The organism is Roseibium sp. AS2, assembly GCF_038900065.1.
GTDB lineage: Bacteria > Pseudomonadota > Alphaproteobacteria > Rhizobiales > Stappiaceae > Roseibium.
Window position 1 is genome coordinate 14,034 of record NZ_JBBMQN010000012.1, and the last position, 24,301, is coordinate 38,334.

General features: G+C 62.6%; 16 protein-coding genes. 6 read left to right on the forward strand and 10 right to left on the reverse strand.

All coding sequences use genetic code 11. From position 1 onward, the window contains the following. Positions 1-44 precede the first annotated feature (44 nt). Positions 45-3,737 carry a vitamin B12-dependent ribonucleotide reductase gene (locus WNZ15_RS25265; protein ID WP_342895822.1) on the reverse strand — a complete coding sequence of 1,231 codons (3,693 nt, stop codon included), beginning with the start codon at positions 3,735-3,737 and terminating at the stop codon, positions 45-47. A 653-nt stretch (positions 3,738-4,390) separates the two neighbouring features. Between WNZ15_RS25265 and WNZ15_RS25270 the strand changes: the two genes are divergently transcribed. Continuing rightward, positions 4,391-5,098 (forward strand): response regulator, encoded by a 708-nt coding sequence (locus tag WNZ15_RS25270; protein ID WP_342895823.1) that lies wholly within the window; start codon positions 4,391-4,393, stop codon positions 5,096-5,098. Between the two features lie 146 nt (positions 5,099-5,244). Next, complete coding sequence (locus WNZ15_RS25275; protein WP_342895824.1) at positions 5,245-5,631, forward strand: NADH:ubiquinone oxidoreductase subunit NDUFA12; 387 nt, start codon at positions 5,245-5,247, stop codon at positions 5,629-5,631. 91 nt (positions 5,632-5,722) lie between these two features. On the opposite strand, the gene aat is transcribed toward WNZ15_RS25275, so the two are convergent. From aat to WNZ15_RS25300, 5 genes are all read right to left on the reverse strand, one after another. Next, positions 5,723-6,403 carry a leucyl/phenylalanyl-tRNA--protein transferase gene (aat, locus tag WNZ15_RS25280; protein WP_342895825.1) on the reverse strand — a complete coding sequence of 227 codons (681 nt, stop codon included), beginning with the start codon at positions 6,401-6,403 and terminating at the stop codon, positions 5,723-5,725. A 49-nt stretch (positions 6,404-6,452) separates the two neighbouring features. Further along, the gene (accC, locus tag WNZ15_RS25285; protein ID WP_342895826.1) at positions 6,453-7,802 is read right to left on the reverse strand and encodes an acetyl-CoA carboxylase biotin carboxylase subunit; all 1,350 of its coding nucleotides are present in this window, start codon (positions 7,800-7,802) and stop codon (positions 6,453-6,455) included. Positions 7,803-7,817: 15 nt separating this feature from the next. Further along, a complete protein-coding gene (gene accB, locus WNZ15_RS25290) occupies positions 7,818-8,282 on the reverse strand; it encodes an acetyl-CoA carboxylase biotin carboxyl carrier protein (protein ID WP_342895827.1) in 465 nt (154 codons plus the stop codon). 440 nt (positions 8,283-8,722) lie between these two features. Then, the gene (locus tag WNZ15_RS25295) at positions 8,723-9,511 is read right to left on the reverse strand and encodes a DsbA family protein (RefSeq protein WP_342895828.1); all 789 of its coding nucleotides are present in this window, start codon (positions 9,509-9,511) and stop codon (positions 8,723-8,725) included. A 62-nt stretch (positions 9,512-9,573) separates the two neighbouring features. Further along, positions 9,574-11,001: a M48 family metalloprotease gene (locus WNZ15_RS25300; RefSeq protein WP_342895829.1), complete on the reverse strand. Its 1,428-nt coding sequence runs from the start codon at positions 10,999-11,001 to the stop codon at positions 9,574-9,576. A gap of 344 nt (positions 11,002-11,345) precedes the next feature. On the opposite strand from WNZ15_RS25300, the gene WNZ15_RS25305 reads away from it, so the two are divergent. After that, entirely contained in the window at positions 11,346-12,509 is a 1,164-nt protein-coding gene (locus tag WNZ15_RS25305) for an aminotransferase class I/II-fold pyridoxal phosphate-dependent enzyme (RefSeq protein ID WP_342895830.1), read from the forward strand. A gap of 82 nt (positions 12,510-12,591) precedes the next feature. On the opposite strand, the gene WNZ15_RS25310 is transcribed toward WNZ15_RS25305, so the two are convergent. Next, positions 12,592-15,378 (reverse strand): Rne/Rng family ribonuclease, encoded by a 2,787-nt coding sequence (locus tag WNZ15_RS25310; protein ID WP_342895831.1) that lies wholly within the window; start codon positions 15,376-15,378, stop codon positions 12,592-12,594. A gap of 782 nt (positions 15,379-16,160) precedes the next feature. Between WNZ15_RS25310 and WNZ15_RS25315 the strand changes: the two genes are divergently transcribed. From WNZ15_RS25315 to prfB, 3 genes are all read left to right on the forward strand, one after another. Then, a complete protein-coding gene (locus WNZ15_RS25315) occupies positions 16,161-17,345 on the forward strand; it encodes an N-acetylmuramoyl-L-alanine amidase (protein WP_342895832.1) in 1,185 nt (394 codons plus the stop codon). A 179-nt stretch (positions 17,346-17,524) separates the two neighbouring features. After that, positions 17,525-20,005 carry a penicillin-binding protein 1A gene (locus WNZ15_RS25320; RefSeq protein WP_342895833.1) on the forward strand — a complete coding sequence of 827 codons (2,481 nt, stop codon included), beginning with the start codon at positions 17,525-17,527 and terminating at the stop codon, positions 20,003-20,005. Positions 20,006-20,155: 150 nt separating this feature from the next. Continuing rightward, positions 20,156-21,287 (forward strand): peptide chain release factor 2 gene (gene prfB / locus WNZ15_RS25325; protein WP_342895834.1). Its coding sequence is split into 2 segments (ribosomal slippage): positions 20,156-20,224 and positions 20,226-21,287, totalling 1,131 coding nucleotides; the frame shifts between segments, so codons are not numbered across the junction. Positions 21,288-21,376: 89 nt separating this feature from the next. Here prfB and WNZ15_RS25330 read toward each other — a convergent pair. The 3 genes from WNZ15_RS25330 to bcp all read right to left on the reverse strand — a co-directional run bounded on the left by WNZ15_RS25330 (position 21,377) and on the right by bcp (position 24,153). Further along, entirely contained in the window at positions 21,377-22,630 is a 1,254-nt protein-coding gene (locus WNZ15_RS25330) for a M23 family metallopeptidase (RefSeq protein ID WP_342895835.1), read from the reverse strand. A gap of 189 nt (positions 22,631-22,819) precedes the next feature. After that, entirely contained in the window at positions 22,820-23,656 is an 837-nt protein-coding gene (locus WNZ15_RS25335; protein ID WP_342895836.1) for a ferritin-like domain-containing protein, read from the reverse strand. 29 nt (positions 23,657-23,685) lie between these two features. Then, positions 23,686-24,153 (reverse strand): thioredoxin-dependent thiol peroxidase, encoded by a 468-nt coding sequence (gene bcp, locus WNZ15_RS25340; RefSeq protein WP_342895837.1) that lies wholly within the window; start codon positions 24,151-24,153, stop codon positions 23,686-23,688. Between the last annotated feature and the right edge of the window lie 148 nt (positions 24,154-24,301).

Sequence of the window (24,301 nt, forward strand, 5' to 3'; positions counted from 1 at the left end):
AAATTGCCCATCCTATGCGACTCGGGACAGTTGCCCTCCCCTATTCAGCTACACCCGCTGGTGCCGCCACACGTGTCGCACTTCAGGCAGGTGCCATTGCGGACCATGGTGAAGTTGCCGCATTCGGAGCAGCTTTCGCCCTCGTAGCCCTTCATGCGGGCCTGGGCGATCTGCTGGGCGGCCGAGTTGGGCTGGGGGGCCGGGGAGGTAGTGATTTCCACCGCGGCGGCGGCTTCCGAGCCGCGGGAAAACGCCGTGGCGACGGCGGAAACCTGAGCCGCCGGGGTGCTGGTGGTCTGGACCGCGATTGCCTCGGTGGCCTCGCCAGCCGGCTCGCCGCTGGCGACCAGGCGGAAGCGCTCGGTCTGGCCGCGCACCAGGCCGTGGGAGACCACGTGACCGCCGGTCCTGCCGTCGTCGCCGCGGCCCTCGTTCGGGCCGGTGCTCATGGCCGTGTTGCCGATGGCTTCCGGCGGCACATGGGCGAGATCATGGCGGCCGAGATAGGAGACGGCCAGCTCGCGGAAGATGTAGTCGAGGATCGAGGTGGCGTTCTTGATCGCCTCGTTGCCCTGCACCATGCCGGCCGGTTCGAACCTTGTGAAGGTGAAGGCGTCGACATATTCCTCCAGCGGCACGCCGTATTGCAGGCCGAGCGAGATGGCGATGGCGAAATTGTTCATCAGCGAGCGGAAAGCGGCGCCTTCCTTGTGCATGTCGATGAAGATCTCGCCGAGACGGCCGTCCTGGTATTCGCCGGTGGTCAGATAGACCTTGTGGCCGCCGACGCGGGCCTTCTGGGTGTAGCCCTTGCGGCGGTCCGGCATCTTCTCGCGTTCGCGGATGGCCCGCTCCACGATCCGTTCCACGATGCGTTCGGCGACGACCTCGGCGCGCGCGGCCTGCGGCTTTGCGGCGATGTCCTCGACCGTGTCGTCCTCGTCCTCGTCGTCATCGGCCAGAAGCTGGGCGTTGAGCGGCTGGGACAGCTTGGAGCCGTCGCGGTAGAGCGCGTTGGCCTTCAGGGCCAGCTTCCAGGACAGCAGATAGGCTTCCTTGCAGTCCTCTACCGTGGCGTCGTTGGGCATGTTGATGGTCTTGGAGATCGCCCCGGAGATGAACGGCTGGGCCGCGGCCATCATACGGATGTGGCTTTCCACCGACAGGTAGCGCTTGCCGATGCGGCCGCACGGGTTGGCGCAGTCGAACACCGGGTAATGCTCTTCTTTCAGGAAGGGGGCGCCTTCCAGTGTCATCGCGCCGCACACATGGGTGTTGGCGGCCTCGATCTCGGCCTTGGTGAAGCCCATGTGGGTCAGGAGGTCGAAGGCCGGGTCGCTCAGCTTTTCTTCCGGAACCATCAGGGCTGCCATCTGCTCGTCGCCGACCGTCCAGCGGTTGAAGACGAACTTGATGTCGAAGGCGGAACCGAGGGACGCCTTGATCTTTTCAAGGCTCTCGTCGGAGAAGCCCTTTGCCTTGAGGGCCGCCGAGTTGATCGCCGGCGCCTGGTCGATGGAGGCGTGGCCGACCGCGTAGGCCTCGATCTCGGCGATCTGGCTTTCCGAATAGCCGAGCCTGGACAGGGCCTCGGGAACGGCGCGGTTGATGATCTTGAAATAGCCGCCGCCGGCCAGCTTCTTGAACTTCACCAGGGCGAAGTCCGGTTCGATGCCGGTGGTGTCGCAGTCCATGACCAGGCCGATGGTGCCGGTCGGGGCGATGACGGTGGATTGCGCGTTGCGGTAGCCGTTGCGCTCGCCAAGTTCCAGGGCGCGGTCCCAGGCCTTTTTGGCCCGCTCCACGATCACCTTGTCCGGGCAGTTGGCATGGTCGAGGGCGACCGGGGCGGTGTTCAGGTCCTCATAGCCGCCGGTCTCGCCATAGGCGGCGCGGCGATGGTTGCGCATCACCCGCAGCATGTGCTTGGCGTTCTTCTTGTAGCCCGGGAAGGCGCCGAGTTCGCCGGCCATTTCGGCGGAGGTCGCATAGGCAACGCCGGTCATGACAGCGGTCAGGGCGCCGCAGAGCGCGCGGCCCTCGTCCGAATCGTAGGGGATGCCGGAAGTCATCAGCAGGCCGCCGATATTGGCGTAGCCGAGGCCCAGGGTGCGGAACTTGTAGGACAGTTCGGCGATTTCCTTTGACGGAAACTGGGCCATCAGCACGGAGACTTCCAGAACCATGGTCCACAGGCGCACGGCGTGTTCGAAGCTGTCGATGTCGACGGAAGCGTCGTCCTTGCGGAACTGCATCAGGTTCAGGGACGCCAGGTTGCAGGCGGTGTCGTCCAGGAACATGTATTCCGAGCACGGGTTTGACGCGCGGATCTCGCCGTCGGCCAGGCACGTGTGCCAGTCGTTGATGGTGGTGTGATACTGCAGGCCCGGATCGGCGGAGGCCCAGGCGGCGTAGCCGATCTGCTCCCACAGGTCCTTGGCCTTGACCGTTTTCAGGGTCTCGCCGGTGCGGCGTGCGGTCAGGTCCCAGGTGCCGTCGTCGGTCACGGCGTTGAGAAAGCCGTCGGTGACACGCACGGAGTTGTTGGAATTCTGGCCGGCGACGGTCAGGTAGGCTTCCGAGTCCCAGTCGGTGTCATAGACCGGGAATTCGATCTTGGTGAAGCCCTGGCGGGCGAACTGCATGACGCGCTGGATGTAGTTGTCCGGCACCATCATCTTCTTGGCGGCGCGGATTTCGCGCTTCAGGGCCGGGTTCTTGGCCGGGTCGAAACAGTCGCCGTTGTCCGCCTCGCAGTTGATGCAGGCGCGCATGATGGCGGACAGGTGCTTCTGGCAGACCTTGGAACCGGTGACGAGGGCCGCGACCTTCTGCTCTTCCTTGACCTTCCAGTTGATGTATTCCTCGATGTCGGGATGGTCGACATCGACCACGACCATCTTGGCCGCGCGGCGGGTGGTGCCGCCGGATTTGATGGCGCCGGCCGCCCGGTCGCCGATCTTGAGGAAGCTCATCAGGCCGGAGGACTTGCCGCCGCCGGAGAGCCGTTCGCCCTCGGAGCGCACATGGGAGAAGTTGGAGCCGGTGCCGGAGCCGTATTTGAACAGGCGCGCCTCACGCACCCACAGGTCCATGATGCCGCCTTCGTTGACCAGGTCGTCGCCGACGGACTGGATGAAGCAGGCATGGGGCTGGGGGTGCTCGTAGGAGCTCTTCGACTTGGTCAGCTTGCCGCTCTGGAAGTCGACATAGAAATGGCCCTGGCCCGGGCCGTCGATGCCGTAGGCCCAGTGCAGGCCGGTGTTGAACCACTGCGGGGAGTTCGGCGCCACCTTCTGGGTCGCCAGCATGAAGCGCAGTTCGTCGTAGAATGCCTGGGCATCGGCTTCCTGGTCGAAGTAGCCGCCCTTCCAGGCCCAGTAGGTCCAGGTGCCGGCAAGTCGGTCGAACACCTGACGGCCGTCGATCTCGGAGCCGTAGCGCTCGTCTTCAGGCAGTTTTTCAAGAGCGGCCAGGTCGGCCTCGTGGCGCCACAGCCAGGACGGGACGGTGTTCTCCTCGACGGCCTTCAGCTTCGCCGGCACGCCGGCCTTGCGGAAATATTTCTGGGCGAGGATGTCCGAGGCGACCTGGGAAAACTGGGTCGGCACCTGAATGTCCGCCAGGCGGAAGACAATGGACCCGTCCGGATTCCGGATCTCGCTGGTCGCGTTCCGGAATTCGATGCTTGCGTAAGGCGATTGACCTTCTTTGGTATAGCGCCGCTCGATCCGCATTCTCACTGTCCCCTTATCAAATTCCGGCCGGTTCGCTTGGAACCGGACTTTCGTCCGCATCTCACCCGGCGTGGCGCTGAAAGCCTGCCTCGTCACCGGATGTCGTCCTGTCTGCTACAGGTCTTGAGTCTGTATGTAGCGTTTCACGTGATTCGGTCCACTATATATAGTGGTCATCAACAGGTTTGTCACGCCATACGCCGGAAAGCCGGCACACAAAAATCCGTCTCCCGGATTCTGGAAAAATCCTGGAGCGGTACGCATGAACTGGTGGTTTCTGGATGACCGGAGAGCCCGGGACGGGATCCGCCTACGCCCATCTCAATGACTAGGAAACTAAGGTAAATGAATTCTTAAGGTCAAGGCGTGAGTGACAACAGCTAGTGCTCACATTGTGGGCAAACGCAAAATATTGTGTGCTGGTGTGGATAGCGGGGAGCCCGGCGGGGTCCGCCGAACCTTGGGGAAATTAGCGCTTGCTTTCCCGGCGAAGGGATGCCGCAGCCGGTTCCGCCAAAGCCTGTGGATGAGAATAGACCGCATTTTATGAAAATTTGAAGAAAATGGCGCGGACCGGTTTCAAGCGGGTTTAAGCCGGGTCTGGTTTAGTGCGGACGGGGCAGGGAAATGTCCGGGGAAAGGGGCCGCATTTCATGAAACATCACGCCGCGTTCGGTCTTGCGATAGAAGACATCGATGTTGTCGTCGTGGAAGACAGCAAGCCGATGCAGACGATTCTGCGTTCGATTCTGTCGAGCTTCAAGGTCTCCCGGGTGCGGGTCTTCGACGGGGTCGACGAAGCCCTGGAGGCGAGTCTCGCCGAACCGCCCAATGTGATTCTCACCGACTGGCGCATGGCGCCGACCTCGGGCTACCAGTTCCTGCGCCTGGTCCGGCACCGGCACATGGAGCCCTTGTGCTACGTGCCGATGCTGTTTGTCACGGCGCATGGCACGCGCCCCCTGGTGGACAAGGCCTTGCGGGCGGGGGCCCATCATGTGCTGGTGAAACCGGTCTCGCCGTCGACGCTCTACAAGCGGCTCAAGTGGATCCTGAACGACGACCGTCCGATGATCCTGGAGCAATCCGGCTTCTACAACATCTATGGAATTCAGAAGACCCTGGACCACCAGGCGGAAAAGATGCAGTCGCTGGCGGGCGCGCGCCTGCATCACCGAATCGCCACCCAGAAGCGCGCTGAACTGGACGGGGCCGTCGAGGCGGCGTTCGAGTCGAAGTCCGGCGGTCCGGACATTCCGGCCGGGGCCGGCACGACTGAGTCCCGACAGGTGCACTCGGCGGCGGCCAGACACATACGTGAGGCCGGCTTTGCCGCCGTCAAGGGCGCGAAACCGCACTGAGGTCCTGCCGGGTGGCCGTACGCGGCGCTTTTCTGGGGAGCAAACTCTGGACAGATGCGGCCGTTGGCGCCATAGTCCGCGAAATTCCGCCCGGCAAATCCGGCGCGGAGCCTTGCGACCTGAAATCAAGGGACCTCTAAGGGGCCATGAAAACACTGCTGCTTGAATTGTTCACCTGGTGGAACGGCCAGACCATGGGCACGCGCTTCTTCACCTGGCGCAAGGGCGACTTTGTCGGTGAGGATGAATTCGGCAACAAGTATTACAGGGAACGCGGCGGCAAGAAGCGCTGGGTGACCTACAACGGTCTCGCTGACGCATCGACCATTCCCGCGGGCTGGCACGGCTGGATGCATCACCGCGTCGACACGCCGCCCGTCGATGAGACCTATCACGCCAAGCACTGGCAGAAGCCGCATGAGCCGAACCACACCGGCACGCCGGAAGCCTACCGTCCGCACGGGTCGATCCTGACACCGGAAGAACGCCCGGAAGTCAGCGGTGACTACGAGGCCTGGACGCCGGGCAACTGATCCGGACGCCGGCGACACATGAATTGAAAAAGCCCCGCCAAGTGACGGGGCTTTTGTTTTCACGCACTGTTTGCAGCTCAGATGGAGCTGTTCACCGAACCTTACGGTTGTCGAGGACCGCCAGCACCTCTTCGCCACCGGCGTGCGGCGACAGGGCGTAATAGTCGGTCTCCAGCTTGAGGGCGTCCGTCAGCAGGGTGTTGTATTCGGCCTGGGTGACCTCGATCGTGCCGAAGGTGCCGAGGTGATCCGTGACGAACTGGGTATCCAGGAGCGCATAGCCACCGGCCACCAGCCGGGCAACCAGATGGGCCAGGCAGACTTTCGAGGCGTCGGTCTTGAAGGCGAACATGCTTTCGCCGAAAAAGGCGCCGTTCAGGCTGACGCCGTAGAGACCGCCGACAAGCGCGCCGTCCTGCCAGGCCTCGACCGTGTGGCAGTACCCCATCTCGAACAACTCGCCGTACAGATGCCGGATTTCCCGGTTGATCCAGGTTTTCTGGCGGCCGGGCCTGGGGGCCGCGCAGCCGTCGATGATCCCTTGAAAATCCGTGCTGATGCGGATTTCGAAAACGTCGTTGCGGATGGTGCGCCGGAGCCGCCTGGGCACGTGGAAATCGGCGAGGGGCAGGACACCGCGCCGTTCCGGCTCCAGCCAGAAAAGGCCGGATTCTTCTGCTGATTCGGCCATGGGAAACAGGCCGCAGGCATAGGCTTTGAGCAGCACCTGCGGCGTGATTTCCATCACGATGTCATCTTTGTATCCAGCCATGATGCCCACCGTCCGGGCGGGAAGGGGCGGGCCCCTTCGCCGGTTTCGGTCAGTTCGACGACTTGTCAGCCAGGTATTTTTCCAGCCAGTGAATGTCGTACTGACCGTTCGCTATGTCCTGATTGTCCACTAGATCGCGGAAAAGCGGAATAGTCGACTTGATCTCGTCAACCACAAATTCGTCCAGGCACCGACGCAGGCGCATCATGCATTCCACGCGATTGCGGCCGTGAACGATCAGCTTGCCGATCAGACTGTCGTAATAGGGCGGGATCTTGTAGCCCTGATAGACGCCTGAATCGACCCGCACGCCCAGTCCGCCAGGAGTGTGGTAATAGGTGATGGTGCCCGGAGACGGCATGAAGGTGACCGGATCCTCGGCGTTTATCCGGCACTCGATCGCATGGCCTTCGAAGCGGATGTCTTCCTGGGTCATGTCGAGCGAGCCGCCGGCGGCGATGCGGATCTGTTCGTTGACCAGATCGATGCCGGTGATCATTTCGGTGACCGGATGTTCGACCTGCAGCCGTGTGTTCATCTCGATAAAGAAGAACTCGCCGTTCTCGTAGAGAAACTCCACGGTGCCGACGCCCCGGTACTTCAGCTTGCGCATGGCATTGGCGACAATTTCGCCAATCTGCCGGCGCTGGTCGGCGTTGAGGCTCGGCGAGGGAGCCTCTTCCAGAACCTTCTGGTGGCGGCGCTGCAGCGAGCAGTCGCGTTCGCCCAGATGCACCGCATTGCCCTTGCCGTCGCCCAGGACCTGGATCTCGATGTGACGCGGCTGGCCGAGATACTTTTCCATGTAGAGCGCGTCGTCGCCGAAGGCGGCCTTGGCTTCCGTGCGTGCGGTGGACAGCGCGGTGTCGAGATCAGCCTCGGTGCGGGCCACCTTCATGCCGCGTCCGCCGCCGCCCGAAGCGGCCTTGACCAGAACGGGATAGCCGATCTCGCGGGCGATCGCATGGGCGTCGTCCTGCGGGGTGACGGCGCCGTCGGAGCCCGGAACAACCGGAATGCCGAGGTCCCTGGCGGTCTTCTTGGCCTCGATCTTGTCGCCCATGATGCGGATATGCTCCGCGGTCGGGCCGATGAACTCGATATTGTGCGCTTCCAGAATTTCCGCGAAGCGGGCGTTCTCGGAAAGAAACCCGTATCCCGGATGGACAGCATCGGCGCCGGTGATTTCGCAGGCCGCCAGAAGCTGAGGGATGTTCAGGTAGCTGTCGCGGGCAGCGGGCGGTCCGATGCAGACGCTTTCGTCGGCCAGGCGCACATGCATGGCGTCGGCGTCGGCGGTCGAGTGCACGGCTACCGTCGAGATGCCGAGCTCCTTGCAGGCGCGCAGGATGCGCAGCGCGATTTCGCCGCGATTGGCGATGAGGATCTTGGAAAACATGGCCACAGCGGCTCCTTACTCGACAATGATGAGCGGTTCGCCGAATTCCACCGGCTGGGCATCGTCGACCAGGATCTGCTTGACGGTTCCGGCCTTTGTCGAAGGAATGTGGTTCATGGTCTTCATGGCCTCGATGATCAGGATGGTCTGACCTTCGGTGACCTTGTCACCGACCTGAACGAAAACGGCCGCGCCAGGTTCGGGAGACAGATAGGCGGTGCCAACCATCGGCGAGGCGACGGTTGCGCCAGCCTGGACCGGTTCGGGGGCGGCTGCGACAGGCGCGGCGGCGGCGGGCGCGGCTGCCGGTGCGGCAACCGGTGCCGCCATGCTGACCGGTGCACTGATCGATATCTGCCGGGCCACGCGGATGCGGGTGTCACCCTGTTCCAGCTCGATCTCGCTGAGATTCGTCTCATCCAGAAGGACGGCGAGATCCCGGATCAGGGCCGTGTCGAATTTCTTGTTATCATTGCGCATAATATCGTTTGGCTCTCATACTACGGTCCGCAGGCAACCCGGTCGGTCCGCATCCGCGAGGCCCGCTGCCTCGCATGGCGGGGTGTCCCGTCCGCTCCGGATGGGACTGTCGGACAGGCCAATCCGGAGCGGAGCACGCCGGTAATACCGCGTTCCTCGCTCCGCCTCTTTTCGGACGGACAAAGATCTTTGCCCGTCTTCCGGGGAAGACGGGCCTCGCTCCTTATAGGGATTCAATGGGAACAGGAAAACCCCCGATTTCCCGTTGACATCGAGGTTCCGGCGTTTCCAACAGGTCAACGCCGCATGACACCGGATTCCCGGGCGGGCCCCAGCCGGAATTTGTCTTGCGCACCGGAGACCGTTCCACGCCGGCCGCGCCCGGCCGGCCGGATTTTCCTCCGCCATCGGCCGGGAGCTCAGGCAGGCAAGGCCCCTGGTCAGCAGGTCGTCTGACCGCAATTCTTCAGGGCGTCGAGTTTCTGGTTCAACTGGTCATAGCCCACGGCGCCCATGACGACATCATTGCCGATGACGTAGGAAGGCGTTCCGGTCAGGCCGAGCTGGTTGGCCAGCGCGTAGACTTCCTCGATGGTCTCGCCTGCCACGTCCGTCTTCAGGGCCACGAGCAGGTCATCCTCCGCGATGCCGGTGGCGGTCGCCGCCGCCAGGGCGCTGGCGCGGTTTGCCTGGCCGCGGCTCAACAGCAGGGCTTCATGGAATTCGCCGTATTTGTCCGGGGCAACGGAATTCACGGCGATGGCCACCTGTGCCGCCTCGACGGACCCCTGGCCCAGCACCGGGAACTCCTTGAGCACGACCTTCAGCTCGGGGTGCTGCTCGATCAGTCTGGCCATATCCCCGTAGGCGCGTTTGCAATAGCCGCAGTTGTAGTCGAAGAATTCGACGAGGGTGACCGATCCTTGCGGATTGCCGAGCACGACCTGGCGCGTGGAATTGAACAGGATGTCCGCGCTGTCGGACAGGGTTGCCACACGCGCGGCCTCGGCCGCCTCGCGTTCGCGCCGCTCAAGCTCCGTCAGGGCTTCGGTAATCACCTCCGGATTGGCCAGCAGATATTCGCGCACGATCTTTTCGATTGCGCCCTTGTCAACGTCCTGCGCGGCAGCGGGTGCGGCCAGAACGGACAGGAAGAGGGCGCAAACCGTGATCATGCGCATCAGGACCGGCGCGGTCACGGACCGCAGGAAATTGGTGGAATAGGTCATCAAGGGCTCCTGGAGCAGCGTTTTCATGTTTCGACTACGCCACACCGTGCGTGTCACAGAATCTATCGTCGGTTCGGCAGTTTAGGTGCGTTGTACGCCACAATATCATCCGCTTGAAGCCATGCGGGCGATCCGCGCTTCAAACTTTTTTGAGCACGTGCCGCGTAACGCTTGGCCGCAAGGAAATCTCCGGTGACCATCAGCCCCTTCGCGGTGGCCAGATCGGCTTCCGCGCGCTCTCCCTGACGGCCGTGCGCGATCGCCAGCTGGGAGTAGGCTACCCCCGAATTCGGATCGCGCTGGATCGCCTTCTTCAGCAACCGTTCGGCCTCGGGCAAATAGGATTTCACGTTGGCTGCCACCAGGGCGTAGCCGAGCCAGACCAGGAATTGAGGCTCGTTCGGCTTGTAGGAGAGGGCCTTTCGGAACGGGGCGATCGCCCGTTTGGGATCGCCGCCTTCCAGAAGTGCCTGGCCCTTGAGCTCATAATAGTAGGGATTGTTCGGCTGGACCCTGATCAGGGCATCGATCTCTTTCACGGCGCCCTTACCCCGACTCTTCATTGCAGCGATGGCACGCGCGTATTGGGCGGCGGGGCTCTTGTCGCTGCGCGGATAGGCACGCAATGTCGCGGAGGGATGGCTTGTGAATGCGAACAGTTTCGCGCGGACCTGTTCGTGGCGGTATTGCAGCACATAGTCATCGGGCTGATTGAAATATTTGGACTTCTGCGCCTCGTTCAACAGACCGTTGTAGCGGTTCTGGGCCATGGGATGGCTTTGTGCGTATGGATCGGCGTATTTGCGCGTGAACATCTGCTGTTCGGACATGCGCTGGAAGGTTCTCAGCATGCCGCGGGCGCTCTGGCCTGTGGCGTTGAGATACTTGAGCGCGGCCCTGTCGGCCGCCGCTTCCTCGCCGCGCTGATAGGAAAGCAGGGACCGCTTTCCGACGGACCCTGACCCCATGATGAGGGCGCCGCCACCGCCGGCGACATCGCTCGAGCCGGCCGCCGCGCCCGCTGCCGCGGCACCGGCGCCCACGATCATGCCGATCACCGACATGATCTGGGCGTTCGCGGCCGCGGCGCGCAGGCGTACCAGATGCCGGCCGGCAATGTGGCCGGTTTCATGCGCGAGCACGCCGATGACCTCGCCCGGCGCCTCTGCTTCCATCAGGACGCCGATATTGATGAACATGCGCCTGCTGTCGGGAACGAAAGCGTTGAAGCTCTTGTCGTTGACCAGGATGATCTGCGGTTCGGAATTGGAAATGCCCGCGACCTTGAAGATCGGTTTGGCGTAATCTTTCAGCAGTGCTTCTGTTTCCGCATCCCGCACCAGGGGCAGCTTGCTGCGCTGCGCGCTCGCCGGAGACACGGCCAAAGGCAGGACCAGCGCCAGCGTGCAGGCGAGGGCAAGGCTTTTGCGGACAAGGCGGAAGCTGCGACCCGGTCCGGGCTGATGGGCCGCTGGCACAAGATTTGGCACTTTTGCAACTCTCCTATCGGGCTCCGGGACCCGTCCGCCAAGACCGGAGGACGCGGCGAGCGGACCGGTCTCAAGGCCAGCGGTGCCTTCGCCATTCGCTCCGCCAGAACAACCATATTGTTGAGGCCGGACGCCCTGAAAGCCTATCCAAACACACAACTGTGTGGCGAAGGTATGGACACACGCGGCCGGGGTCAAGAATTCCGGCCAGGCAACACGAAGACTTGCTGCAGCGGGCAGGGGGCACTTTGCCGAACTTGCTGGCAGCGGGGCCAAGCGCATTGCATCGGTCTTGAAAATTCGCGATAGGGGGACGTCAATCACAGCCGCTTGCGCAGGATCCCATGACCAGAACCGACTTTCAGCCTTCCCGGCGCAGCGATGTCGCGCCCTTTATCGCGATGGATGTCCTTGCCGAGGCGGCGAAACTGGAGGCGGCGGGACGCAGGATCATCCACATGGAGGTCGGTCAGCCTTCGGCGCCCGCCCCCTCGGCCGCGCTGGCCGCTGCGCGCGCGGCGCTGGACAACGGGCGTCTCGGTTACACCGAAGCGCTCGGCATCGCCCCCCTGCGCCAGGCGCTTGCCGGTCATTACAAGCGCACATATGGCGTTGATGTTCCCGTCGGCCGGATCATGGCGACGACCGGATCGTCAGCCGGCTTCAATCTTGCCTTCCTCTCCGCCTTCGATCCCGGAGACCGGGTGGTTCTGACGGCGCCCGGCTATCCCGCCTACCGCAACATCCTGAAGGCGCTCGGCCTCGTTCCGGTCGAAATCGAGGTGGGTGCGGAAACGCGCTGGAGCCTGACGCCGGACCTTCTCGACAAGGCGCAGGCGGACGGACCGGTCAAGGGGGTGCTGGTGGCAAGCCCGGCCAATCCGACGGGGACGATGATGACGGCCGAAGCGCTGGAGGATCTGGTCTGCTATTGCGATGACGCCGGCATCTGGTTCATCTCGGACGAGATCTATCATGGCCTGGACTACGCGGATGGGCAGAAGACAGCCCTGGAAACCTCGCAAAATGTCATCATCATCAACAGCTTCTCGAAATATTACTGCATGACCGGTTGGCGCATCGGCTGGATGGTGCTGCCGGAACAACTGGTCCGGCCGACGGAACGGATCGCCCAGTCACTTTATATCTCGCCGCCGGAACTGTCCCAGATCGCGGCAACCGCGGCTCTGGGTTCCGTTCAGGAGCTGGAAGCGGTGAAAGCGGTCTATGCGGCCAACCGGGATCTGCTGCTGGGCGGTCTGCCCGGCATCGGCCTGGACAGGCTGCTGCCGGTCGATGGCGCCTTTTACATTTATGCGGATATCAGCCGGTTCAGCACCGACAGTCTGGCCTTCGCGCGGCAGATGCTTCACGACGCAGGCGTTGCCGCCACGCCCGGTGTCGATTTCGATCCGGTGCACGGACATGATTATCTGAGGTTTTCATTCGCGGGGGCGCATGACGACATGAAGGAAGCCTTGGGCCGGCTCGCGGAATTTCTCTCGTAGAGCATGCTCAGCCCGTCAGAGTGACGCATCAAAAAAAAAGGCGGCCCGCAAGCCGCCTTTTTCATTTATTGGTGTCGAGCGATCAGAAGAAGGATCGTCCGCGCTGCCACCAGCCGCCCCTTTTGGGCTTGTCTTCCTCGTCCGTGGCGGACGATTCGCTGGTCACAACCGGTTCCGCCGGTGCTGCGGGAGGTGCCTCGGATTCCGCGCTGGCGGGCTCGGCTGCAACCGTCTTTTCTGATGCCGGCGTGTCCTCAGCGGTGCTTGCAGCCTCAGCGTCGCTTTCGGCTGCATTGTCCTCAACCGCGGTCTCCACGGGTGTGGCGTCCGCTTGCGCTTCATCGGCACTGGCAGGGGCCTCCTCGGCGGGTCCGGTGTCGTCCGTGGAAGCGGCTTCGCTCACGCTGTCATCCGCGGTTGCGGCTGTCTCCAGGACTTCCGTAGGTGCACCGGTTTCGTCCGCCGCAGCCTGGCTTTCACTTGCCTGCTCAGCCGCGCCGTCTCCGTTTTCGGCGGCGGCCGGCTCGGAAGGTTCCTGACCTGCGTCGGCGGACGCGTCGCCACCTTCGCCTGCCGTGTCTTCGTTGCCGTTGTCGGCATCGGCAGCCAGACCGTCACCGTTCTCGCCGTTGCGGCGGCCACGGCGACCTCCACGGCGGCCGCGGCGGCGCTTGCGGCGCGGTTCGTCGTCCGACCCGTCCTCTTCCGAAGCGGAGGCTTCCTGCGGCTGGGCGTCGGCGGTATCGCCGGTGTCGCCGTCTTCGCCGTCAGCGCCGTTCTGCTGATCGTCACCGGCATCCTGGGAACTGTCGGAGCCGCTTTTCCGGCGCTTCCTGCGGCGGCGGCGGCGGCGGCCGTCGCCATCCGTTTCCTCATCCTGCGGGGTTTCGGAAATCTCGGGCTGCTCGGGTTCGACGTCGTCGATCTCGATGGTGTCGGGCTGCACAATCGGCGAGGGGGCCGGAACCCGATCCCGGTCGACGGGAGCACCGCGTTCCAGAACGTACAGCTGGCCGTTGACCATCTCGTCGGCATGGACTTCCATCTCGATCGCGAAACGGGTCTCGAGATCGACAAGGTTCGTGCGTTTCTGGTTCAAGATATACAGCGCAACCTGGGTGGTCGTGCGGATGATCAGGTTGTGCGATGCACCTTTCAGAAGGTTGTCCTCGATCGAACGCAGCACATGAAGCGCAACCGATTCCACGGACCGGATCATGCCGGTGCCCTGACAATGCGGACAGGGGGTGGTGGAACTCTCAAGAACACCTGTGCGGATTCGCTGGCGCGACATTTCCAAGAGGCCGAAATGAGAGATCCTGCCGACCTGGATGCGGGCACGGTCGTTTTTCAGGAAATCCTTGAGCCTGCGCTCCACCGACCGGTTGTTCTTCGACTCTTCCATGTCGATGAAGTCGATGACCACGAGGCCGGCGAGGTCGCGCAGGCGCAGTTGCCGGGTGACCTCTTCGGCAGCTTCCAGATTGGTCTGAAGCGCGGTGTCCTCGATGTTGTGCTCGCGGGTCGACTTGCCGGAGTTGACGTCGATCGAGACCAGAGCCTCTGTCTGGTTGATAACGATGTAACCGCCGGATTTCAGTGTCACCTGCGGAGAGAACATCGCATCGAGCTGCGGCTCGACGCCGTAGCGGATGAACAGCGGCGACGGATCCCGGTAGGGCTGCACGTTCTTGGCATGGCTCGGCATGAGCATGCGCATGAAGTCCTTGGCCTCGCGATAGGCTTCATCCCCGGCGACAAGAACCTCCGTTATGTCCTTGTTGTAGAGATCGCGGATGGATCGCTTGACCAGGCTGCCTTCCTCGTAGACGAGGCTCGGGGCGCTTGATTTCAACGTCAGCTCGCGAACATTTTCCCAAAGGCGCATCAGGTATTCGAAATCACGCTTGATTTCAGCCTTGGTCCTGCTGGCGCCCGCGGTGCGCAAAATGACGCCCATTCCTTCCGGAACCTCGAGTTCGGAAGCGATCGTCTTGAGGCGCTTGCGGTCCGTCGGCTGGGTGATCTTGCGGGAAATACCGCCGCCCCGCGCCGTGTTCGGCATCAGCACGGAATAGCGGCCGGCCAGGGACAGGTAGGTCGTCAGAGCGGCACCCTTGTTGCCGCGCTCTTCCTTGACCACCTGGACCAGGATGATCTGGCGACGCTTGATGACTTCCTGGATCTTGTAATGCTTGCGCATGGGCACGACACGCTCGGGAACCTCTTCCATCGCGTCTTCGGCACCAACCGATTCAACCGCATCGTCGTCCGAGTCCGGCTCGTCGTCCTCGTCGTTGCGGCGACGGCGCCGCCGGCTGCGGGACCTGACCGGAGCGTCGTCTTCGTCTTCCGGGGAGGCCGCGTCACTGGTGTTGTCTTTGTCTTCACCCGCCGCATCGTTGCCGTCTTCGGCACTGTCGGCTGCCTCGGTGTCCGAGCCGTCCGTTTCGTCGGTCGCTTCGGAGGTGTCGTCCTCGACCTTTTCGCTGGCAACCGATTCGGTGGCCTCGTTCTTCGCGGCACGGGACCGGCGCCGGCGCTTCGGCTTTTCGTCCGCGTCGGAATCATCCTTCTGGCGGTCGGCGGCCTCGGCGGCGAGCAGCGCTTCCCGGTCTGCAACAGGGATCTGGTAATAGTCGGGATGAATTTCGCTGAAGGCCAGGAACCCGTGACGGTTGCCGCCATATTCGACGAAAGCTGCCTGGAGCGACGGCTCGACGCGCGTGACCTTGGCTAGATAGATATTCCCGCGCAGCTGTTTTCTGTTCGCTGCCTCGAAGTCGAATTCTTCAACCCGATTGCCACGCACGACGACTACCCGGGTCTCTTCCGGGTGGCCCGCGTCTATCAGCATTTTGTTTGACATTATTGAACGTCTCCACGGCAGCACGCATGGGCGCGTATGCAAAACGCGCCTCGCCCGAAAGGAGGATGGCTGCCGTACTTGATTTGCTAAGAAATGAAAGGGCGTCTGCGCCCGGCGCGGTCGTATGATCAACACAAGCGGCCGCCTCGGCGGTTCCTTGCTTTATGTCGATCACCATGTGCATCGCGCGGGTCCTTCGGGGCAACGCAGGCCCTTTAGTTAAGTCGTTGTACCAATTATGTCGGCATGCAGATGGGCTTGTCCGCCTGATCTGCATCCGGTTCCGGAATGGTTCGTTCTTGATGTCCGCCGCGAGCCTCGCCGGAAAAACTGCCATATGGTCAGGGCATCACGTTGCGAGGCGGGGCGGTCTCGAAGAGGCGCCGATATCCTTTTCCCTTGCGTTCCAGATCCGTCATGAAGCAACAGAACGGCCTCTGTTCTGTTGTTTGGAAGTCCGGGAACGTGATGACGTTGTGGATAGACACCCATGTTCGCCATCGGAGAAGGTATCGGTTTCGAACCTAAATCCGTAAGGTACTATTACGATCCGACGCTCCGCATTGCAAGCATGTGAATTCGACAGGGCATTTTACAGCGGTGGCGGATAGCATAAGACGAGGCTGGCGGCGGGTTCAGCCGCAGGGATTGCAAGCGCATTGGCCGGAATAACTGAATTGTTTAACTTTCTGAAACCGCAGGTAACCCTTGTCCGGACAGGCGTGTTGCACCGGATTCGGTGCTCCTGCGCCCTTCTGGTTGTGCTTGCTGCGGGGTTCGCGATGCTGCCGGTCGCTGCCGGCGCGCAGTCGCAGAAGCCCGTCATCACGGGCGCAAGGGTAGCTGGGGACGACACGCGGACCCGATTCGTGCTGGACATGGACCGTCAGGTCACGCCCGCCATATCGGCGCTGGCCAGTCCTTATCGTCTCATCATCGACCTGCCGGAAGTGGCCTTCTCCATTGCCACCGATTCGGGCAAGACAGGGCGCGGTCTGATCGCGGACTGGCGTTTCGGCCTGTTCGCGGTCGGAAAGTCCCGGGTGGTGATGGACCTGACCGGGCCGGTCAAGGTCGACAAGACCTTTTTCCTTCCCGCGGTCGACGACCAGCCGGCGCGCCTGGTGGTGGATCTGGTGCGCGCCTCGGCTGAGGATTTCGATGAATTCGTGGAAACCTCGCGCGCCCGAAAGGCAAAGAGCAGCAAGACGTCCGCTCCCAAGAGCGACAAGCTGACTGCCGAAAAAGACAGCGACAAACCGTTGATCGTGCTCGATCCGGGCCATGGCGGCATCGACAGCGGCGCGACCGGCGTGGACGGTGCGCTGGAAAAGGCGATCGTGCTGGATTTCGCGAAGCTGCTGAAAGAGAAACTGGACGAAAGCGGCCTATACAACGTCCAGCTGACCCGTGACGACGACACATTCATACCGCTGTTGCGCCGGGTGGAAATCGGCCATGAGCTGGAGGCCGACCTGTTCATCTCGATCCATGCGGATTCGGTGCGCCGGGGCCAGAAATTCGCGCGCGGGGCGACCGTCTACACCATATCGGACAAGGCGTCCGACCAGCTCGCCGAAGATCTCGCCGCGTCCGAAAACATGTCGGACGTGATCGCGGGGGTGGAACTGGCGGAGGAGCCGACGGAGGTCACGGACATCCTTCTGGACCTCGCGCGCCGGGAGACGCGGTCGTTTTCGGTCTATTTCGCGCGCACGCTGGTCAGCGAACTGGAAAGCGCCGTCCGGCTGATCAACAATCCGCACCGCTCGGCCGGGTTCCGCGTGCTGCGGGCGCATGACGTTCCTTCGGTGCTGGTGGAACTGGGCTATCTGTCCAACGAGCACGACGAGAAACTCCTGATTTCGGATGAATGGCGCGCGCGTATGGCCAACGCCATGGCGGAGGCGGTGCATGGATTTTTCAGGCCGCGCCTTGCCCGCCGGCAGGCAGCGCCCTCGCAGTAAAAACCTTGAATTGCCTTGCAAGGTCGGGGTTCGTTCCGGTATTTGCCTCAGCATCGCCATATTGGTGCAAGAGGAAGGCGATCAAGTTTGAGAGACAGTCGGCATCGAAGCGTGCCGTGTGACAGTTTCCGTGCTAGAAAAACAGCAGCACCAGAGACGGGGAAAGACGAGCCCGCAGTATGAAATTCTTGATTAAATTTTTTGGCTACCTGTTCGGAATCGGCGCGGTGTTCGCGCTTCTGATCGCGGCCGGCGTGTGGATGTATCTGCAGACCCTTTCGGAGGATCTGCCGGATTACACCGCCTTGAAGAATTACGAGCCTCCGGTGATGACGCGCGTGCATGCGGCGGATGGCCAGCTGATGGCCGAATACGCGACGGAGCGGCGCATGTTCCTGCCGATCCAGGCCATTCCGGACCAGGTGAAGGAGGCCTTCATCGCGGCGGAAGACAAGAATTTCTACAGCCATATCGGCGTTGACCCGGAAGGCATCGCCCGTGCGGCGGTGCGGTTCGTGCAGAATTACGGTTCCGGCCGCCGGCCCGAGGGCGCGTCGACGATCACCCAGCAGGTTGCGAAGAATTTTCTGCTGTCCGATCTGGTCAGCGAAGAACGGCGCCGACGCTCGGCGGCCTATGAACGCAAGGTCAAGGAAGCCATTCTGTCCCTGCGGATCGAACAGGCCTACACCAAGGACGAAATTCTCGAACTTTATCTCAACGAGATCTATTTCGGCTTCGGTGCCTATGGCGTCGCGGCGGCTTCGCTGATCTATTTCGACAAGTCGGTCCATGAGCTCACTCTGGACGAGGTCGCCTATCTGGCGGCCTTGCCGAAGGGGCCGAGCAACTATCATCCCTACAGAAAGACGGAAGCCGCGATCGCGCGCCGAAACTACGTGCTCGACCGCATGATCGCCGACGGCTACATCAAGACCGCAGAGGGCGAGGAAGCCAAGCGCAAACCGATCGTCGTGACACCCAGGGAAACCGGGTCCCGCCTGTTTTCGGCCGAATATTTCACCGAGGAAGTCCGGCGCGAGGTTGCCGGCATATTCGGTGACAAGCGTCTTTACGAAGGCGGACTGTCGGTCCGTTCGACGCTGGACCCCGAGCTTCAGAAAATGGCGCGCAAGTCGCTGATGGACGGGCTGATCGATTTCGACCACAAACGCGGCAGCTGGGGCGGTCCGGTCGACCGGATCACGCTCGGCGCGGACTGGGGAGTCGATCTGGCCAAGGTCGAGGCGCTCAGCGATATCCCCGAATGGCAGCTTGCCGTGGTGCTGGAAAGCGGCAGCGATCAGGCAACCGTCGGCATCCAGCCGGTCAAGCTGGTCAGCGGCCAGCTCTCCGAAGAGCGCAAGACCGGTCCGCTTTTCCTCGACACCATGAAATGGGCCCGTGTCAACGGCCGCGCACCCGGGAGCGTGTCCGACGTACTCGCACCCGGGGACATTGTCTATGTTCAGGAAAGCAATGTGACGCCCGGCATCTTCGAATTGCGCCAGATCCCGAAAGTGTCCGGTGCGCTGGTCGCCATGGACCCCTATACGGGCCGCGTGCTGGCCATGGTCGGCGGCTTCAGCTTCGCCCAGAGTGAATTCAATCGTGCGACCCAGGCCTACCGTCAGCCCGGTTCGTCCTTCAAGCCGTTCCTGTATGCGGCCGCGCTCGACAATGGCTATACGCCGTCTTCGGTGATCATGGACGCACCGCTTGAAATCAGCCAGGGCCCGGGTCTCGGCACCTGGCGGCCGCAGAACTACGGCGGCAAGTTCTACGGTCCCTCGACGCTGCGCACCGGGGTCGAACTGTCGCGGAACGTCATGACCGTCCGGCTTGCCCAGGACATGGGCATGCCGCTGGTCGCCGAATATGCCAAGCGCTTCGGGATCTACGACAACATGCTGCCGGTGCTGTCGATGTCGCTGGGGGCCGGGGAAACCACCGTGCTGCGCCTGACCACCGCCTATGCCACGATCGCAAACGGCGGCAGGAAAGTGCGGCCGACCCTGATCGACCGGATCCAGGACCGCTACGGGCGCACCATCTACAAGCACGACAGCCGCATCTGCGACGGCTGCACCCAGGACATCTGGGAGGGGCAGGACGAACCGACCCTGATCGATGACCGCGAGCAGGTGCTTGATCCGATGACCGCCTACCAGATCACGTCCATGATGGAAGGGGTCGTCCAGCGCGGCACTGCCACCAGGGTGCGTGCCGTCGGACGTCCCGTTGCCGGCAAGACCGGAACGACGAACGACGAAAAGGACGCCTGGTTCATGGGTTACACCCCGGATCTCGCGGTTGGCGTGTTTGTCGGCTTCGACACTCCCAAGCCCATGGGACGCGGGGCGACAGGTGGTCAGGTCGCGTCGCCGATCTTCACGGATTTCGTCAAGAAGGCGCTCGCGGACAAGCCGCCGGTTGAATTCCGGGTGCCCAAGGGACTGCAGCTGATCCCGATCAACCGGCGTACGGGGCTGAGAACAGCCGCCGGATCGCCCGGAGCGATCCTGGAAGCCTTCAAGCCGGGCATGGCGCCGCCGGACAGCTATTCCGTGATCGGGTTCCAGGACACGATGGGGGTTCCCACCGCCGTGTCGCCGGAAGCCGCGGGCGCCGTGTTCAACGGAACCAGCGGTCTGTACTGATCTTCCTTCGGGCCGGACCTGAGCCTGTGTTGGGCCGTGAGGCCGGTTTACAGTGCAGGCCCGCGCGGGTAATGTCCCGCTCCAATTCACGGCCCGGCGTCTTTGAAAAGAGGCCGGGCCGATTCCCGTAAAAACCAAGCGAGGTATCCGATGCGCGCCGAAATGGAAGCCATCGTCGATGAAATCAAGCAGGCCATAAGCCTGCTGAGGAGGCATCTTTGACTGGGATCAGGCTCTCGTCCGTCTCGAAGAACTGAACGCCCTCTCCGAGGATCCGGATCTGTGGAACGAGCCGAGCAAGGCGCAGAAGCTGATGCGCGAACGCCAGCAGCTCGATGACGGCATCTCAGGCGTCAAACAGCTCGAACAGGATCTGTCGGACAACATCGAACTGATCGAACTCGGCGAGATGGAAGACGACGCTTCCGTCGTGACTGACGCGGAAGACGCGCTGCGGGGACTGAAGGAAAAGGTCAACGCCCTGCAACTGCAGTCGCTGCTGTCCGGCGAGGCCGACGCCAATGACGCTTACCTGGAAATCAATTCCGGGGCAGGTGGCACGGAAAGCCAGGACTGGGCGTCCATGCTGATGCGCATGTATCGCCGCTGGGCCGAAAAACGCGGCTTCAAGGTGGAAGTGCTCGAATATCACGATGGTGAGGAAGCCGGCATCAAGTCCGCGACGCTGCTGATCAAGGGCGAGAACGCCTATGGCTGGCTGAAGACGGAATCCGGGGTCCATCGTCTGGTGCGGATTTCACCCTACGACAGCAACGCGCGCCGTCACACGAGCTTTTCCAGCGCCTGGGTCTATCCGGTGATCGACGACTCCATCGATATCGACATCAACGAGAGCGACTGCCGCATCGACACGTACCGGGCCTCGGGCGCCGGTGGCCAGCACGTCAACACGACCGATTCGGCGGTGCGTATCACCCACCAGCCGACCGGCATCGTGGTGCAATGTCAGTCCGAGCGGTCCCAGCACAAGAACCGCGCCACTGCCTGGTCCATGCTGAAGGCCCGTCTCTACGAGGCGGAACTGAAAAAGCGGGAAGAGGCGGCGAGCGCCGAAGCCGCGTCCAAGACAGATATCGGCTGGGGCCACCAGATCCGGTCCTATGTGCTGCAGCCCTATCAGCTCGTGAAGGATCTTCGCACCGGGGTCGACAGCACGTCTCCCGGCGACGTTCTGGACGGTGATCTCGACAAGTTCATGGAAGCGGCCCTGGCCCAGCGGGTCTTCGGCGGCGACCCGGTCGAGGTCGAAGATATCGACTGAGGCTTTCCCGGGAACCTGACAAGACATGACAACGGGGCCAAAAGGCCCCGTTGTCATGTTGAAGCGGTTTCTGCCCGGCGCACCCGCCCCTAGAGGGACAATTCAGCCAGGCGGTCGCCGGCGGACAGGAATGCGGCCGGATTGTTCGGCTTGTCGTGCCGTCTGATCTCATAGTGAAGATGCGGACCGGTCGAGCGGCCCGTCGATCCGACATTGCCGATCGGGTCACCGGCGAGTACGTGGTCGCCCTCGGAAACCTGCAGGCGGCTCAGATGGGCGTAGCGGGTGACGAAACCGTTGGCGTGGCGGATCTCGACCATCTTGCCGTATCCGCCGTGGCGCCCGGCGCTCAGGATCGTACCAGGGGCCGTGGCAAACACGCGCGCCCCATAGGGGGCCTTGAAGTCGATGCCTGTGTGCATCGCCAGGCGCCCCAGAAACGGATCTACCCGCGGGCCGTAGCTGCTGGAGACGGATCCGTTCCGGACCGGCCGTTTGACGGGCAGGCGAAGGGCTGTGAACCTGACCCGGCGCAAAGCGGTCAATGCGGCGTTCGCGCGCTGCAGCCGGTCTGGAAAATTCTCTTCGGTGATCGGCTGAAACGGGCCGCCGATGAACGTGTGCTTGCGCAACGCAGCGTTTACTCCGGGGGTGATTTTCCGGGTGATGCCGAGAATGTCTTCTATGCGGCTTTCCGTGGACACGGTGATCGCGTCGACCGCGGCAGTGCTTTCGACATCCATTTCGGAAATATCGGCCTTCACGGCATCAAGCGCGGCCTGCTTTTCAAGGTTTTTTTTTAAGTCCTGCGGCATGCCGGCCTCACCGGAAATCGGCTGCCGGAGGATCGTCAACGGGTCGAAAGTCCTGTTGCTGCTGTCGCGCAGGCCGAGGGCCTTGACCGGTTCGTCGATCAGTTCGCTTTCGCCACCGATCGCCGTGGTGTCGTCGCCGTCCAGAGAGGTGAGGCCGCGTGCATCGATGGATGGCTTTTGCGGCGGCAGCGGCTTGCCGTCGCTCAGGTAAATGCCGGCGTTCTCGGCGCGGGCAACGAGTTCGGCGACTATGGCGTGGCGCTGATTGAGGCCCTGCTGGCGGCGCAGCACGTCCATCACCTGGATCTCGACGGTTTCCCGATCGACCATCTGCCGGCTTGTCAGGATCTCGATTTCCGTCCGCAGGCGGTCGATATGGTCCTGATATTCCAGCACGAGTTCGGTGCGCTCGGCGCTGGCCTCGGCAATGATGTCGCTGCGAAGGAGATAGTATCCGATGGTCCCGGCCAGGGTCAGTGTCGCGGTCACGCAGGCAAGCGCGCCGCAGACAAGGTGCAACGGCCGCACGTTGTACGTGGTCGTCTTGGCGCCTTTGCCCAATGCCGCATGGTGCGGTGGGGCTCCGGACGTCCGATTGGGTCGGGTGGTTTCTGGCCGCTTTAGCATTGTCACTCAGTCACTGCCTGCATCCTGCAATACAACTGAGTCTGATTAGAGTTTGGTAAGGTTAACAATTCGTCTTCTCGGCGCACAATTCTAGCCGATTATTGGCGCAAGAGGCTTGTAAAAACCGGGAGTTAGTCCGGCTTCGGACCGGGCCCGATCGTTGAAAGGCGGCTTGAGAGCTCCGCGAAAGTGTCGGCGGACATAGCCGTGGAACGCCGGTTCGGGTCTGATTCCCTGCCGGTCGCACAGATAGCGAAACCATTTTGCACCGAAAGCGACGTGATTCTTCTCGTCCCGGTAGATGATGTCGAGGCATTTCGCGGTGTCCTCGTCACCGATCTCGCGCGCCTTCGCGATCATCGACGGCGTGATGTCGAGGCCGCGGGCTTCCAGCACCAGGGGGATGATCGCCAGGCGGGCGGCGAGATCCTGTCCGGTGTCCTGGGCGGCCTGCCACAGTCCGTCGTGGGCCGGCAGGTCGCCATAGGCGGCGCCGAGTTTTGCCAGCCTGTCCTGCAGCATGGAAAAATGCTTGGCTTCCTCGAGGCCGACCCGGACCCAGTCGTCGTAGTAGGACCTGGGCAGGCGCACGGAGGCGAATCTCCCGATCAGGTCCCAGGTCAGGTCGACGGCATTCAGCTCGATATGGGCGAGAGAATGTATCAGGGCAACGCGGCCTGCCTTGCCCTTCATGTTGCGCCTGGGCATGTCGCGGGGGGCGCGCAGGTCCGGTTTCTGAGGACGTCCGGGCCGGTCCGGCATGGGGTTGCCCAGGGCTGTCGATCCGAGTGCCAGATCCCGTTGGAACCAGGCTTTCGAAACGGTGTAGGCCAGCCGGACCTTTTCCGCGGTGTCCCCGGACACGACTATTGCGCGGGCGCCGGCGACCAGGCTCCGGGGCAGGCCTGTTTCAGCGGTGTCCGACATGAGCTCCCCGGGCATTTTTCTCTCGGCGGTCAAAGTGCCCGGGCGGCTTCCAGAACAGCCTCGGCGTGGCCGGGTACCTTCACCTTCCTCCAGACCTGCGCGATTTTGCCGTCCGCGTCCACGAGGAATGTCGCGCGTTCGACGCCCATGTACTTCTTGCCGTACATCGATTTTTCAACCCAGACGCCATAGGCCTCGGCGGTTCCGGTCTGGGTATCGGCGGCCAGACGCACGGCAAGTTCGTGTTTGGCAATGAACTTGTCGTGTTTCGCCGCGGTGTCGGGGGATACGCCGATGATCGTGACGTCGATTTTCCGGAAATCCGCGATCAGGTCCGTGAAGGCGATGGCCTCCTTGGTGCACCCGGGGGTGTCGTCCTTTGGGTAGAAATAGACCACCACGGGGTGGCCCTTGAGAGCACTCAGGGCGATCCGTTCGCCACCGCTGCCTTCAAGATCAAATTCCGGTGCGGTTTCCCCTACGGCCAATTCGCCCATGATGCCTTCCTTCCGTCAAAGTTTGTGCGTTAATGCCGGTTTGCGGCTGGTTCCTGATGTGATGCAGTCGCTTTTCAGGGTGCTTTCGCAGTATCATAGGCCGGCCGGCGACTCGTGCAATGCTGCCCCGAGTTAGCCCGGAGCCATG